The following is a 15,342-nucleotide window of genomic DNA, read 5'->3' on the forward strand; positions in this document are numbered from 1 at the left end:
GGTGGATCTGGAGGTGGTGGAGGAATATTAGACACTTCACCTTTTTTTACTTTTGTATTATACCACTTATTGTATTCGTCAATTGTTTTTTGATATTTAACCTTTTCTTCTGGAGTTGCATCTGCTGGAATTGGAGGAGGTGGAGGAGGCATGTCTTGATTCATTTGTATCTCAGGGGCTTTTGGTGGTGTTGGAGGAGGTGGAATGTCACTTTTTTCACCTTTTTTTACAATTGGAGAATGTGAGTAATTCTCATCGTTTTTATCTGCCAATTGAATTAAAATGGGCATTTTAATATGTGAGTTCGTGGTTTTTATATTAAAAATCTGAATCATTTTATCAGATTCATTTTCATTCAATAAAGCAATGGCTTTCTTGTTTAGTTTGTTGCCAGAAACAGAAACCGTTGGTTTACCAATAAATTTAATCATAAAGTCAGTTATGGCTTCTCCTGTATTGGTTCCTAAAATCAATTGTTCGATGGCATCTTTTGTTAAATTCACCTTGCAGCCGTTGCAAATAATGCCATTTATGGTGGCTAAAGGTTGTTGTGATAGTGTTGTGTTTTCATTTTTTGTTGCAGTGTTTCTTTCAACTTCTTTTTTAGAGCTAAAACTATAAATTAATATAGCTAATAATGGGAGAAGCACTAGACTTCTTATCCAAATTCTTGTTTTTGATGATGATGTTTTCATAACTGTAAATCGTTTTTTGATGGATGAATAATTAATGGCTGTTGCCAATTGTGGTTCTAAGGCATTTGATGAGAATGCCAATAACATTTGTTGATATTTTGAGAGTGTAACTCCTTTTTTAATCACTTCTTGGTCGGCCAAGAACTCATGATTTAACTTGATGCTTTTTTTTAGGATGTAGATAAGTGGATTAAACCAAAATATAATCTGAAATAATTCAATATATAAAATGTCTAGCGAGTGTTTTTGTATGACATGTGCTTCTTCATGAATCAATACTTCTGCTGGAATTTTCCGGGTTTCGAAATGTGTTTTATTTAAAAAAATATAACTTAAAAATGTATGTGGAACTATTAATTCTTCTAATAAAACATGAATAGATTTTTGAGTTTTCAACTTTGGATTTTGTTTTATTTTTTTCAAAATTTTAGATAAATTGAAAATGAATTTAAGGCTAAAAACGACAACGCCTAAAACATAGATACTCCAAAGAATTAAGGGAAAATTATTAATAGATTCCTCTTGGATAGTTGTTGGATTAGTTGAGTTACTTATAATAAAATCATTCGGTTTAACTGGAACTTCAATAAATTGTGTGAAAGTGATAAAAGGAATCCCAATAGAAATCAATAAGGATATCAATAAGTAAAACCGCTTGAAAACATGCATGCTTTCCTTTTCTAAAAACAGTTTATAGAAAAGCATAAAAACAGCCAGACAAGCACTGGATTTTATAAGATAGTCTACCATGGTTACTTGTTTTTGATTTCCTTATCTATTAATCTTTTTAAATCCTCCAGTTCTTCTTTTGTTAGGTTGGTTTCTTTTGTAAAAAAAGAGGCGAATTGTGATGCACTATCATTAAAGAAATTTTTTATGAGTCCGTTTACATGCTTGGAAAAATAATCCTTCTTTTTCACCAAAGGAAAATATTCCCTGGACTTTCCGTACAATTTATAATCTACGAATCCTTTTTCTGTCATGCGTTTTAATAAGGTTGCAACAGTAGTGGTTGCAGGTTTAGGATCTGGATAAGCATCCAGTAAATCTTTCATAAAAGCTTTTTCAAGTTTCCATAAATAATTCATCAAATCTTCTTCGGTTTTGGATAAACTTTGCATTGTTCTACAGATTTAGAGATTGCTCTACAAATGTAGAATAAATTTAGCATAATCAAAATAGTTTCACAATATTTTTTTAAAAAACCTATCTTTGCATCTAATTTACCACACTTAATTATAGATGAAAAAACTTATTATCCTTGCATTTGTGTTGCTTTCCGTAAGCTCTTTTGCTCAAACCGTTCAAGAGCTCATGAACCAAATAGATGTTGATAGACTGGAAACAACAGTTAGCGAATTTTCTGGCGAACAACCTACTATGGTATACGGAACTGAAGTAACCATTATTAACCGTCAGCATGCTAACAACGATTTGGCAGCAGATTATATTAAAGAGAAACTTGAGCAATTTAACAACCTAACGATTGAAGAGCAACTTTTTAATACTACAGGCAAAAACATTATAGCTACACAATTGGGCAATACCAATCCAAACAATATTTATTTGGTAAGTGCCCATTATGACGCCATTGCAGATTACTGTGCAGACGATAACGCAACTGGTGTTGCAGCCATATTGGAAATTGCCAGAGTGCTTTCAACTCAATGTATGGAAAACACTATTGTTTATGCTTTTTGGGATGAAGAAGAAATTGGATTGCGTGGTTCCAGACACTATGCCAATTTAGCCAATGCCGATAATTTAAACATTCTTGGTGTTGTTAATTTGGACATGATGGGTTACGATGGAGATGAACCTGGACAACCAGGTGATAACGATTTTGATATTGATGTAAGGGATTTACATGGTTCCTTAACCATTAAGGACGATTTGTTAAACCTGTTAAATACTTATACTTTTAACTTGAATCCCATAACTGTAAATCCAGGAACTTCAGCAAGCGACCATGCCTCTTTTTGGGTTAACAGTTTTCCAGCTGTTTTGGTTGGGGAATCCTGGGAAACCAACGATGAAACACCATTTTACCACTCCTCTGCAGATAGGTTAAGCACTTTGGACTTGCCGTATTTTCAAGAAATCACAAAATTGGTGACAGCCTATTTGCTTACAAAAGGAAATTTGCAGGCCATAGACAACACTTTAACAAGTACAGCAGCCTATTTAGAGGCCAATCAAAATGGTGCCAACTATCAATGGTATAATTGCGATACAAATACTTTAATTGCAGGAGCAGTAAACCAAACGTATTATCCAGCAACCATTGGGTCTTATGCTGTTGAAATAACTGTGGGTTCCTGTGTGGAAATGAGCGATTGTATTTTATTTACAAATTTAAGTATTGAGGAATCCAATGCTGAGCATTTTAAGATTACTCCAAATCCGGTTACATCTACCTTGCAAATCGATTCAGATCTAGAAACTGCTTTTGCTATTCAATTATATAACGTCTCCGGACAATTAATTTTGGAAACCACTTCAAAAACAAAGCAACTAAAAATAGACATGTCTGATTATCAATCAGGAATCTATTATTTAAAAATAAAAGGCACTCAAAAATCGGGCGCCTTTAAAGTGGTGAAACAATAAGTTTATTCTAATGAAAATCTCATCTTGAGCGCAGTCAAAATGCAGTTAAAAATTAAAATTTACATTTTTTGACTGCGCTTAAAATGATAAGATGATTTTTTTTTCAGACAGTTTTATTAGTTTCGTTATTCACTCAATTCAGTGAAATACTTATAAAACAAAGGAATGGTTTCTATGCCTTTGTAATAATTGAACAAGCCATAATGTTCGTTAGGAGAATGAATGGCATCACTATCCAAACCAAAGCCCATTAAAATGGTTTTGCTTTTTAATTCCTGTTCAAATAAAGAGACAATTGGAATACTTCCTCCACTACGTTGTGGAATAGGTGTTTTGCCAAAAGAATCAAAATATGCCTTGCTTGCTGCTTGATACCCTATACTGTCTATAGGAGTAACATAACCTTGTCCACCATGATGGGGTTTTACTTCTACCTTTACACCCTTTGGAGCGATACTTTCAAAATGAGTTTTAAAAAGTTGCGTAATGTTTTCCCAATCTTGATGAGGTACCAGCCTCATGGAAATTTTGGCATAGGCTTTACTGGCAATAACCGTTTTGGCCCCTTCGCCAGTGTATCCTCCCCAAATGCCATTTACATCTAGTGTTGGGCGAATGGAATTTCGTTCGTTGGTGGTATAGCCTGCTTCGCCATAAACGGCATCAATATCCAAGGATTTTTTATAGGCTTCAAGAGAAAAAGGCGCTTTGGCCATTTCGGCACGTTCTTCTTTTGAAAGTTCTTCCACTTTGTCATAAAAACCTGGAATGGTAATATGGTTGTTTTCATCGTGCAGGGAAGCAATCATCTTAGCTAAAACGTTTATAGGATTGGCGACGGCTCCACCATATAAACCTGAATGTAGATCCCTATTGGGACCAGTAACTTCCACTTCCACATAGCTCAAACCACGTAAGCCTGTTGTAATGGACGGAACATCCTTGGCTATCATGCCTGTATCAGAAATTAAGATCACGTCGTTTTTTAATTTCTCTTGATTTTCTTTAACAAAAATGGCCAAATTGGAACTTCCTACTTCTTCTTCACCTTCAATCATGAATTTTACATTACAAGGCAACTGGTTGGTCTTGGTCATAAACTCCAGGGCCTTAACATGCATGTACATTTGTCCTTTGTCATCGCAAGCACCACGAGCAAAAATGGCGCCTTCTGGATGCAGTTCGGTTTTCTTGATTACAGGTTCAAAAGGAGGTGAATTCCATAAATTTAAAGGGTCTGGTGGCTGTACATCGTAATGTCCATAAACCAAAACAGTTGGTAAATCCTTATCAATTATTTTTTCGCCATAAACTATTGGGTAGCCAGCTGTTTCACATATTTCTACATGGTCGCAACCAGCTTCCTCCAATCTGGTTTTTACAACTTCGGCTGTGTGCAAGACATCTTTTTTATAGGCAGAGTCTGCACTTATGGATGGAATTTTTAGTAAATCTATAAGTTCCTCTAAGAACCGATCTTTATGTTGATTAACGTAAGTGGATATGTTTTTCATAAGATATATTTGAATTTCCTCAAAAATACAAAAACATGAAGAATTTTTTATGATAAGATGCGTTTGTATATTAAAACTAATTTTTATATTTGCACTCCTTATTGCGGGTGTGGTGGAATTGGTAGACACGCCAGACTTAGGATCTGGTGCCGCGAGGTGTGGGAGTTCGAGTCTCCCCACCCGCACGAAATAAGTAGAAGCTTCAACATTATGTTGGAGCTTTTTTGTTTTCAGTAGCTTTGTTTTGTAAGTCAAAATGATATTTTACGACAAACAAAAGCTAATAAGCATGATATGTTAAACAAAAAAGAAAGAACCATTAAAATGCTAACTTGGAAAGATGTTATTGATTATTCGGTAAATGGTAATCCTGCTCCAGATAAACGTGTTGAAAAGTCTGAAGCGGAATGGCAAACCCTTTTAACACCAGAACAATATAGGATTACCAGACAGAAAGGAACCGAGCGTCCACATAGTGGAGCTCTTTGTAAAGCTCATGATGCTGGAAAATATAATTGTGTGTGTTGCCATACACAATTGTTTGACTCTACCATAAAATTTGAGTCCAATTCCGGTTGGCCAAGTTTTACACAACCCATTCAGCCAAACGCCATTAAGTATGAAAAAGACACCTCTTTTGGAATGGTTCGTGTGGAAGTGATGTGCAATACCTGCGATGCGCATTTAGGGCATGTGTTTCCAGATGGTCCTGAACCAAGTGGGTTGAGGTATTGTGTAAATTCTGAATCCATTATTTTAGAAAAGGAAGTATAAATGACTGATAAAAATTTACAATTAGCCACTTTTGGAGGTGGTTGCTTTTGGTGTACGGAAGCTGTTTTTCAAGAGGTTAAAGGTGTGGAAAAAGTGGTTTCGGGTTATTCTGGAGGAACGGTTCCAGGTAAACCTACTTATCGGGAAGTATGTTCTGGCTTAACAGGTCATGCCGAAGTGATTCAAGTCACTTTCAACCCTAATGTTATTTCCTATAAAGAGATTCTAATCATTTTTATGACAACGCATGATCCAACAACTTTAAATCGTCAGGGAGGAGACACAGGTACTCAATATCGTTCGGTTATTTATTATCACAGCAGTACTCAAAAAGAAGTGGCCGAACAAGTGCTTAAAGAAGTGGCTTCTTACTACGAAGATAAGATTGTGACCGAGATAAGCCAGTTGGATGTGTTTTATGAAGCAGAAGACTATCATCAAGATTATTATAAAAACAATAAAGAACAAGGATATTGCAGTTTTGTAATTACGCCAAAATTGGCGAAACTGCGAAAACTACATGCAAACAAGTTGAAATAATTTTTTGTGAAGGTTAGTCAATTTCAATCCTGTAAATATTGCCTCCAATAAACCATACGCGTTCGTCTGTAACATAAATGGTATGATTGTCTTTGAAACAAATACCTTCTTTTTGGGAAAAATGATTGAATGACCTGTTTTCAATGGTTGCTTCACAAAAGTTATCTGAGTGAAATTCTGTTATTTTCCATAGCATGCTTTTATTGAGGAGCACAATGGTTTTATTGTCTTGACTTATGGCTGCAGAGGTAATTTTGGTGTCTTCACAATCCAAATCAAAAGAACACACAAATTCGGCTGTATGGTTTCCAATAGTGTTGGGCACCTTAAACATTTTGGTTTCTTTATTGGCTTTGTTGATGATGTAAAAATGATGTTGATAAATAAAAAAAGCTTCAAAATTCATTGGTTTGAAATTAGGCGGGAGCTTAAATGTAATGACATCTGCCATGGTGGAATGTTCAATAGCCATTGGGTCTGTTACTTTGTAAATGGTAAAATGGTCTCTTTCTTTTTTATTGTTGCCAAAGTCACCTATGTAAATGTTTCCATAAGTGTCACTGGTTAAATCTTCCCAATCTATGTTTTTGGCATTGCTAATTTCTATTTCCTTGATAAGGGTTCCATGCTCATTTACACCATAAAGCACATTCCGGTTCCTGGAATCCTCAATGGTCCAAATAAGTGAAGAGCCAGGAATCATTTCAGCAGCAGAAGCTTCCTTAAGGGATAAAGGAAAACTGGCTACTTTTTTTAAACCTCCTTTCCTACAAGATGTTATTGTAAAAAGCAATAAGACGATATACAGTGTTTTACGAATCATAAAAGGTAGAAAACAGGTTTTTTTCAAAACTAATTATAAAAATAAGACCAACCCAAAAATGATTTTAATAGTTTTGATAAATTAAAGAATAGAATTCCATTTTTATGACATCTGTAAACGATTTATTAGATATTTTAATTTTAGAACAACTTTCTGAAAACGAGTTTGAAGGCACAAGCGAAACAGTTGGCAGCCCCAATGTTTTTGGAGGTCAGGTTTTGGCTCAAGCCATAAATGCAGCTTATAGGACCATTACAAACAATAGAGTGTTGCATTCCATGCATTCCTATTTTTTGGAAGCTGGAAATTTATCCTTGCCTATACGCTATCAAGTAAGCATTATGCGAGATGGAGGCAGTTTTTCTGTAAGACGTGTTACGGCAAGCCAAAATGGTACCGTTATATTTATTTTATCGGCATCCTTTCATAAAGACGAAAAAGGTTACGAACATCAAATCCAGATGGAACCAAATGTGGCACAACCAGAGGATTTAATGAGTTGGAGCGACTTACTTGAGCAATTTGGTGAGATGTTGCCTAAAAAAACAAAAACATTTTTAGAAATACCCAGACCTGTAGAATTTAAGCCTACCCAAATACCAAATCCTTTTGAAAAGAAGAATTTACCTCCTTATGCAGACATCTGGTTTAAATTGAAAGGTGACACTTCAAGCCTGGATTTGCCTACCAAGCAAAAAATCCTGACCTATATTTCAGATTACAATATTTTATCGGTTGCCATTCAGCCACATGCCAGTGAGGCGCATTGGGGAAATTTGCAAACAGCCAGTTTGGACCATTCCATGTGGTATTTTAGGGACTTTGATCTTGACGATTGGCTCCTTTTTTCATTGGAGTCGCCAAGCACATCAAATGCCAGAGGCTTTGCCAAAGGACATATTTTTACGCGTGATGGCAAATTGGTGGCTTCGGTTGCTCAAGAGGGTTTAATGCGTCCCATAGTTTAAAAAACCAAATTTTTTAATTCATTTAAATATGAATAATCCCTTTTTAAAAATAGGCCATCGTGGTGCCAAGGGCTATGTTCCCGAGAATACCTTGGAATCTATTCAAAAAGCATTGGAACAACAGGTTGATGGCATTGAAATAGATGTCCATGTTTGTGCCACTGGAGAACTGGTTGTGTTTCATGATTTTACCTTGGATAGGATGACAAATGGCACAGGGGAAATAGGGAAAACAAGTCTTTCAGAATTAAAACAATTGAAAGTAAACAATCGGTTTTCAATTCCAACTTTGGAAGAAGTTCTTGATGTGATTGATAAAACATGTATTTTAAACATAGAATTAAAAGGAAGGAATACGGCTTTGGCATGTTGTGAAGTTATTCAAAAATATATCAAAGAAAAAAAATGGGACTACAGTCATTTTATAGTGTCCAGTTTTCAGCATCATGAATTGGAAGCCATTTACAAATTGGATAAACAAATACCGTTGGGAGTGTTAACCAAGGCCAGTGTGACTGAAGCCATGGAATTTGCCAAAACCATTAATGCCATGGCCATTCATCCAAATTTTGCCCTGTTAACTTCAGAAAATGTAAAAATGGCTCAAGCCAATGGCTATAAAGTGTATACCTGGACAGTAAACGACAGGAAAACCATAAAACGCATGAAACGCTATGGAGTAGATGGTATAATTTCAGATGTCCCAGATAGATTATGATACAAAAAGACGTGATAATAGTTGGAGGTGGAGCAGCCGGTTTTTTTGCAGCAATAAATATCGCTGAACAAAACCCGAACTTGACCATTGCCATTTTGGAACGTGGAAAAGAAGGCTTGCAAAAAGTTAAAATTTCTGGAGGTGGACGCTGTAATGTTACACATGCCGAATTTATTCCACAGGAATTGGTTTTGAATTATCCTCGAGGGGAAAAAGAGTTGTTGGGACCTTTTCATCAGTTTATGACTGGAGATACCATAGCGTGGTTTGAAAACAAAGGTGTTCCTTTAAAAGTTGAAGCAGATGGTAGGATGTTTCCAGAGTCAGACAGCTCACAAACCATCATAGATTGTTTTTTAAACGAAGCCAAAAAACACAAGATTGAGGTGATGTACAATCATGTGGTAAAAGCATTTGAAAAAGAAGGTGTTTCTTGGTACATTAAAACAACCGAAGGAGAATTTACAACCGGAAAATTAGTAATAGCCTCAGGAAGCAACCCAAAAATCTGGAAACTACTCGAAAACTTAGGGCACAACATTTTAAATCCAGTGCCTTCGCTTTTTACTTTTGACATTAAAGATGAGCGTATTCAAGATATTCCTGGAGTTGTGGCTCAGCATGTTACCATTAAAGTTTTAGATACTGATTTATGTAGTGAAGGTCCATTGCTTATTACACATGTTGGGATGAGTGCACCTTCAATCTTAAAATTGTCTGCTTTTGGTGCCATTGAATTAGCTGAACGCGATTATAAATTTGAAATTGAAATTAATTTTATAAACCATTCGTTTCAAGATTGTTTCAACATGTTAAAGGAATTCAAACATAACCTGGCTAAAAAAACAGTTTTTAAATCCACACAGTTTGATTTGCCAAAACGATTATGGCAAAAACTGGTTTTAGCTTCAGAAATGAATTCAAATACGCGTTGGGCAGATTTAAACAAGCAGCAACTGGAAAATTTAAGTTCGCAATTAACCCAAGCAGTTTTCAAGGTAGATGGAAAAAGTACCTTTAAAGAAGAGTTTGTTACGGCTGGAGGTGTTGATTTAAAAGAAATCAATTTTAAAACTTTTGAAAGCAAGCTTCATAAAAACCTATATTTTGCCGGCGAAGTTATCAATGTAGATGCCATTACAGGAGGTTTTAATTTTCAAAATGCCTGGACAGGAGCTTATATTGTTTCTAAATCCATTTTAGAATGAAGACATACATTGTATTGTTAAAAGGCATTAATGTTGGTGGACATAAAAAAGTGCCTATGGCAGACTTGAGGGGCTTGTTAAGCAAATCAGGTTTTGAAAATGTGCAAACGTATATTCAAAGTGGGAATGTGATTTTGGAATCTTCTGAAAATGCAAATTCTATAGAAAACAAGATCCAAAAAGCCATTTTGGCTCAATTTGGTTTTGAAGTTTTGGTGATGGCAAAAACAAGACCAGATCTCGAACGTATGTTTGCCAATTGTCCATTTTCAGAAGATAAAAAGAAAGCCAGTTATTTTTTGATGCTTCACCAAACTCCAAAAGATGATTTGGTAAAAACAGCTTCGGAAATAGTATATCAAGCTGATGAATACCAAATAATTGACGACTGTCTTTACCTGTTTTGCGATAAAGGTTTAGGAAAATCCAAATTCAATGTTAATTATTTTGAACGTACACTTAAAACATTTGCAACGGCAAGAAACTACAATACCATGCTAAAGTTATTATCTTTGTCACAATAAACTGCAATAATGACAGAACAAGATTTTATTCCAAAACCATATCGCACAAAGTTGGAAAGTGGAACAGTTACATGGGAATCCCCAAGTAATATAGCATTGGTAAAGTATTGGGGAAAAAAAGAGCATCAAATTCCTGCAAATCCATCCATTAGCTTTACTTTAAATAACTGCAAAACAACCACCACACTTACATTTTCCAAAAAAGAGAACACGCAGCATTTTTCTTTTGAAGTGTTTTTGGATGGAGAAAAAAAGGAGGAATTTAAACCAAAAATTGAAACGTTTTTTAAACGTATAGAAAGCTATTTGCCCTTTTTAAAAGACTATCATTTTAAAATTGAAACGTCCAACACGTTTCCACATAGTTCCGGAATAGCATCTTCGGCTTCTGGAATGAGTGCTTTGGCTTTGTGCTTAATGAGTGTTGAGAAAGAACTTAGTGCCATTCAGGGCGATAGTGTAGAATCTCAAAAATATTTCAACCAGAAGGCATCATTTTTAGCGCGTTTAGGCTCTGGATCTGCTTGCAGAAGTATTGAAGGCGATTTAATTGTTTGGGGAGACAGTACAACGGTTGAGGGCAGCACAGATTTATTTGGGGTTAAATACCCTTATCAAGTCCACGATAATTTTAAAGATTACCAAGACACCATTTTATTGGTTGATAAAGGCGAAAAACAGGTGAGCAGTACTGTTGGCCATAATTTAATGTACATGCATCCTTATGCCGAAAACCGATTTAAACAAGCACACGAAAATCTTGAAAAATTAAAGCCTATTTTCAAGTCTGGAGATTTAGATGCGTTTATTGCCATTATTGAAAGCGAAGCTTTAACACTACACGCCATGATGATGACCAGCATGCCTTATTTTATTTTAATGAAACCCAATACGCTTAAAATAATCAATAAAATATGGCGTTTTAGACAAGATACTGGGTTGCATATCTGTTTTACCCTGGATGCTGGAGCTAATGTTCACGTGCTTTATCCAAAAAAAGAAAGTAAAGTTATTTTGGATTTCATTAAGAATGAATTGGTGGCATATTGTCAAAACGGACAATTTATTTGTGACCAAGTAGGTTTTGGAGCTAAACTATTAAGTAGTTAAAAGTTAAAAATGAATAATTATAAAGGGCGACTTTAAAAAAGTTTAACCAAAATTATTCAGCATATAACCAAATATTATAGAAAAGAGGTTCCATTTTGCACTGGATATCTTAATCTAAATCAAGATTTAGCATACAATAAAAAAGGATGTGCGATGTTAATACAACTCTTAAAATCCTGAATTCTAAAGGGGCTAATTTGTGAGAAATTGAATTTGCTTAAACTAATTCCGGTTTTACAAACAAAATGTCGATTAGCTTAAAAATTGCTATCGAAAGCGAGTTTTGGATTGATTTGCTTCATGCTACAGGTTTTTTAAATGAGGAGGAATTTGAAAAATTTAAGCTTAAATCGCAGAAAATGTTGCGATTATTAGTTAGTATTGTAAAAACATCTAAAGATTAATTATTAACTTTGCATTATTAATTGTTCATTAAGAAAATGAAAGGACCACTTTTTTATTCGAAAATCTTACTCTTTGGAGAATATGGAATTATCAAAGATTCCAAAGGCTTGTCTATACCTTATAATTTTTATAATGGTGCGTTGAAGATGAACAATGATGCTTCTGAAACAGCCATTAAATCCAATGAAAGTTTAAAACGTTTTGAAGCGTATCTTCATACCATAGATGCTTCATTGGTAACTTTCGATTTTAAAAAATTACAACAGGACTTGGAAGCAGGTATGTATTTTGATTCCTCTATTCCTCAAGGTTATGGCGTAGGAAGCAGTGGAGCTTTGGTTGCTGCCATTTACGATAAATATGCCTTTGATAAAATTACGGTTTTGGAAAATTTAACAAGGGAAAAGCTTTTAAAGTTAAAAGCCATTTTTTCTGCCATGGAATCTTTTTTCCATGGTAAATCGTCTGGATTAGATCCCTTGAACAGTTATTTGAGCATTCCTATCCTTATCAACTCCAAGGACAACATAGAAGCTACAGGTATTCCTTCGCAAAATACAGAAGGCAAGAATGCCGTTTTTTTAATAGATAGTGGTGTTATAGGAGAGACTGCTCCCATGGTTAGTATTTTCATGGAAAGCATGAAGCAGGAAGGCTTTAGGAAAATGCTTAAAAATCAGTTTATAAAGCATACAGATGCCTGTGTGGACGATTTTTTAAAAGGCGATATCAAATCTTTGTTTGGGAACACCAAAAAGCTTTCCAAAGTAGTGCTGAACCATTTTAAACCAATGATCCCACAACAGTTTCATGAACTCTGGAAAAAGGGTATTGAAACCAACGAGTATTATTTGAAACTCTGTGGTTCTGGAGGTGGAGGTTATATTCTTGGGTTCACCGAAGATATTGACAAGGCTAAACAATCCCTTAAAGATTATAATTTGGAAGTGGTTTATAACTTCTAAACCCTATTTTGTACAGAGCCTGTTCAAAAAAACCTAAAAATAGTTTATGTTAACCAGAAGACAGAAACACATTCTACTTAAGTTTTTTAGCATGTTTTCTGTGGTAAGGGGCTACAACATATTAATTGTTGTTATTGCCCAATATTTAACATCCATCTACATTCTTGCACACGACCTGCCTTTAAGGGAAGTGGTGTTGGATTTGAATCTTTTAATGTTGGTTTTGGCATCTGCAGCTACCATAGCAGGAGGTTATATCATTAACAATTTCTACGATTCTGAAAAAGATTTGATTAACAGGCCCAATAAATCCAGGTTGGACAGATTGGTGAGTCAGAATACCAAGCTTTCTTTTTATTTTGTACTTAATTTCATGGCTGTGATTATGGCAAGCTATGTGTCTTTTAGAGCAGTAATTTTCTTTTCATTATATATTTTTGGTATTTGGTTTTACTCCCACAAGTTAAAAAAACTGCCTTTTGTAGGAAACTTAACATCAGCCATTTTAACCATCACACCTTTTTTTGCCATTTTCATGTATTACAAAAATTTTGAGCATGTTATTTTTGTTCATGCTGCATTTTTATTTTTAATTATATCCATGAGGGAACTTACCAAGGACTTGGAAAACATAAAAGGCGATTTGGTTTTAAATTACCATACCATTCCTATTGTGTATGGCGAGAATGTATCTAAAATCATGCTTACCATTTTAGCGCTTTTAACAACCGTTCCTGCTTATTTTCTATTATTTCATTTTCATGTTGGACAAATGGTATATTTCTTTTATTTAAGTGTGGTTTTGTTGTTTGTGTTTGTTTTGTTGTTATGGGCTTCAAAAACCAAAACACATTATTTAATATTGCATAACATCCTAAAGTTTATAATTTTAGCAGGTGTTTTCAGCATCATGCTTATAAACACCAATTTACTTCTTAATAGAATATAAGATTTGTTTGTTAGATGCTTGAAAGCAATTGCTCTTTCTGTATCTTTGCAAAAAAAATAACGAATTATGAGCAGACATCAAGGTAGCAGTAGCAAGGGGAAATCATCTGGTAGAGGACAGCAAAAGTCGGGAGCTAACCAATCGAGTCGTGGAGGTAGTTCGCAACAGGGTAAAAGTTATGCCAGAGGAAATTCGCCTTTAAGAAAGAATTCATTTTCTGCATCCAAACCACAAGTGGAGAAAAAAGCAGCTCCAAAAAAATCCAATCCAAATGAGATTCGCTTAAATAAATACATCGCTAATTCTGGAATTTGTTCACGTAGAGAGGCAGATGAGCACATTGCCATAGGCCTGGTTTCCGTTAATGGGCAAGTGGTAACCGAAATGGGTTACAAGGTAAAGTTGGAAGATGAGGTACGTTATGATGGCAGACGTGTCAATCCTGAAAAAAAAGCATACGTATTGCTTAATAAACCAAAAGGTTTTGCCACTACAACAGCCGAAGGTAAAGGCAGAACCGTTATGGATTTAGTGGCTAACGCAACCTCTTCAAGGATAAAGCCCATAGGACGTTTGGGAAGAAACTCCAAAGGGTTGTTGTTGTTTACCAACGATGAAGCCATTGTAAAAAAATTCACCAATTCCAAACATGGTGTACCACGTTTGTTTCATGTGGAATTAAATAAAAATTTAAAGATAGACGACCTAAAAAAAATTAGGGATGGCTTTAAGGTAGATGGTAAATTAATAGCTGTTGAAGAAATAAGCTATATTGATGGAGCTTCCAAAAAAGAAATAGGTTTAAAAATTAAAAACACGGGAAATACCATTATTAGGACTATTTTTGACGAGTTGAAATACGATATTATTAGTTTGGATTGTGTGGCTATAGGTCACTTGACCAAGAAAGATATTCCTCGTGGCCATTGGAAACACTTGACAGAGCAAGAATTGAACACGCTAAAAATGCTATAAAAAACCACTAAAAAAGCCATCAATTTATTTATTGATGGCTTTTTTTTAAATAGCGGGCTTTAAAGCTCACTGCTATCTCCAATAATTGTTGGCAGCTGCAATGGTAGCAAATTCCGTAGCTACGGTTTGGCCCACAGCAATAAGCAGACCAGCATCCTCTGCATATTCTGGTCGTAATTTCTCCCTAATCTCTGCATCTGGTTGTGTTACCTTAATAATTAGTCGCGCCATCTTTACGGCCAACTGTCTTCCTTCTTCAGGAGTTTTAGTGATTAAGGAATTATTTGGTACTAATTGAACTTGATCTGACATATTTAATAATTTTAAAAGTTTTACAAAAATCTTCTGTCTACACAAGATACTAATAATAGCACAAAGAATAAAATAATACCAAATTCGATTAAGTTTTAAAACTTGCGTTTGTATATATTTTAATGGCCATAAACAGCTAAAAATAAAGCTGTAATTTTAAGATTAAAAAATAATTTAAAACCAGTTGTATTTTTAAAAAAAAGTATTTCTTTTGCACAGTATTTAGCTGAACAAATTGAATTATGTTTTTAT

Annotated in this window: 16 protein-coding genes and 1 tRNA gene; 12 read left to right on the forward strand and 5 right to left on the reverse strand. The window is 34.8% G+C overall.

All coding sequences use genetic code 11. The features are described 5' to 3' along the window. The coding region (locus tag AACY93_RS08730) for a M56 family metallopeptidase (RefSeq protein WP_339611720.1) at positions 1–1,325 on the reverse strand (1,325 nt) is incomplete at its 3' end. Between the two features lie 122 nt (positions 1,326–1,447). After that, a complete protein-coding gene (locus tag AACY93_RS08735) occupies positions 1,448–1,816 on the reverse strand; it encodes a BlaI/MecI/CopY family transcriptional regulator (RefSeq protein ID WP_339611722.1) in 369 nt (122 codons plus the stop codon). A 121-nt stretch (positions 1,817–1,937) separates the two neighbouring features. Here AACY93_RS08735 and AACY93_RS08740 point away from each other — a divergent pair, with 121 nt between their 5' ends. Further along, on the forward strand, positions 1,938–3,305 hold the full coding sequence (locus AACY93_RS08740; protein ID WP_339611724.1) for a M28 family peptidase: 1,368 nt from the start codon (positions 1,938–1,940) through the stop codon (positions 3,303–3,305). A gap of 125 nt (positions 3,306–3,430) precedes the next feature. Here the strand turns inward: AACY93_RS08740 and AACY93_RS08745 are convergent, their stop codons facing one another. Then, entirely contained in the window at positions 3,431–4,819 is a 1,389-nt protein-coding gene (locus tag AACY93_RS08745) for a dipeptidase (protein WP_007648951.1), read from the reverse strand. 103 nt (positions 4,820–4,922) lie between these two features. On the opposite strand from AACY93_RS08745, the gene AACY93_RS08750 reads away from it, so the two are divergent. From AACY93_RS08750 to msrA, 3 genes are all read left to right on the forward strand, one after another. Beyond that, positions 4,923–5,004 (forward strand) — tRNA-Leu (locus AACY93_RS08750). A 139-nt stretch (positions 5,005–5,143) separates the two neighbouring features. Continuing rightward, positions 5,144–5,593 (forward strand): peptide-methionine (R)-S-oxide reductase MsrB, encoded by a 450-nt coding sequence (msrB, locus tag AACY93_RS08755; protein ID WP_287005647.1) that lies wholly within the window; start codon positions 5,144–5,146, stop codon positions 5,591–5,593. After that, positions 5,594–6,133: a peptide-methionine (S)-S-oxide reductase MsrA gene (gene msrA / locus AACY93_RS08760; protein WP_286853808.1), complete on the forward strand. Its 540-nt coding sequence runs from the start codon at positions 5,594–5,596 to the stop codon at positions 6,131–6,133. 13 nt (positions 6,134–6,146) lie between these two features. Here msrA and AACY93_RS08765 read toward each other — a convergent pair whose 3' ends face one another. Beyond that, a complete protein-coding gene (locus tag AACY93_RS08765) occupies positions 6,147–6,956 on the reverse strand; it encodes a hypothetical protein (protein ID WP_286853806.1) in 810 nt (269 codons plus the stop codon). A gap of 104 nt (positions 6,957–7,060) precedes the next feature. Here AACY93_RS08765 and AACY93_RS08770 point away from each other — a divergent pair, with 104 nt between their 5' ends. The 8 genes from AACY93_RS08770 to AACY93_RS08805 all read left to right on the forward strand — a co-directional run bounded on the left by AACY93_RS08770 (position 7,061) and on the right by AACY93_RS08805 (position 14,778). Next, positions 7,061–7,924: an acyl-CoA thioesterase II gene (locus tag AACY93_RS08770; protein WP_286853804.1), complete on the forward strand. Its 864-nt coding sequence runs from the start codon at positions 7,061–7,063 to the stop codon at positions 7,922–7,924. 28 nt (positions 7,925–7,952) lie between these two features. Next, on the forward strand, positions 7,953–8,642 hold the full coding sequence (locus tag AACY93_RS08775; RefSeq protein WP_286853802.1) for a glycerophosphodiester phosphodiesterase family protein: 690 nt from the start codon (positions 7,953–7,955) through the stop codon (positions 8,640–8,642). After that, entirely contained in the window at positions 8,639–9,850 is a 1,212-nt protein-coding gene (locus AACY93_RS08780; protein WP_286853801.1) for an NAD(P)/FAD-dependent oxidoreductase, read from the forward strand. Before AACY93_RS08775 ends, AACY93_RS08780 begins: the two co-directional genes overlap by 4 nt. After that, positions 9,847–10,374 carry a DUF1697 domain-containing protein gene (locus tag AACY93_RS08785; RefSeq protein ID WP_286853799.1) on the forward strand — a complete coding sequence of 176 codons (528 nt, stop codon included), beginning with the start codon at positions 9,847–9,849 and terminating at the stop codon, positions 10,372–10,374. Before AACY93_RS08780 ends, AACY93_RS08785 begins: the two co-directional genes overlap by 4 nt. A gap of 9 nt (positions 10,375–10,383) precedes the next feature. After that, positions 10,384–11,484, forward strand: a complete 1,101-nt coding sequence (locus AACY93_RS08790) for a diphosphomevalonate decarboxylase (RefSeq protein ID WP_286853797.1) — start codon at positions 10,384–10,386, stop codon at positions 11,482–11,484. Positions 11,485–11,924: 440 nt separating this feature from the next. Then, positions 11,925–12,854, forward strand: a complete 930-nt coding sequence (locus AACY93_RS08795; protein ID WP_286853795.1) for a mevalonate kinase — start codon at positions 11,925–11,927, stop codon at positions 12,852–12,854. Between the two features lie 46 nt (positions 12,855–12,900). Beyond that, entirely contained in the window at positions 12,901–13,803 is a 903-nt protein-coding gene (locus tag AACY93_RS08800) for a geranylgeranylglycerol-phosphate geranylgeranyltransferase (RefSeq protein ID WP_286853794.1), read from the forward strand. A gap of 66 nt (positions 13,804–13,869) precedes the next feature. Then, entirely contained in the window at positions 13,870–14,778 is a 909-nt protein-coding gene (locus AACY93_RS08805; RefSeq protein WP_286853792.1) for a pseudouridine synthase, read from the forward strand. 72 nt (positions 14,779–14,850) lie between these two features. On the opposite strand, the gene AACY93_RS08810 is transcribed toward AACY93_RS08805, so the two are convergent. After that, entirely contained in the window at positions 14,851–15,090 is a 240-nt protein-coding gene (locus AACY93_RS08810) for a hexameric tyrosine-coordinated heme protein (RefSeq protein WP_007648929.1), read from the reverse strand. Between the last annotated feature and the right edge of the window lie 252 nt (positions 15,091–15,342).

It is taken from the genome of uncultured Xanthomarina sp. (genome assembly GCF_963971605.1).
GTDB classification, from domain to species: Bacteria; Bacteroidota; Bacteroidia; order Flavobacteriales; family Flavobacteriaceae; genus Xanthomarina; species Xanthomarina gelatinilytica.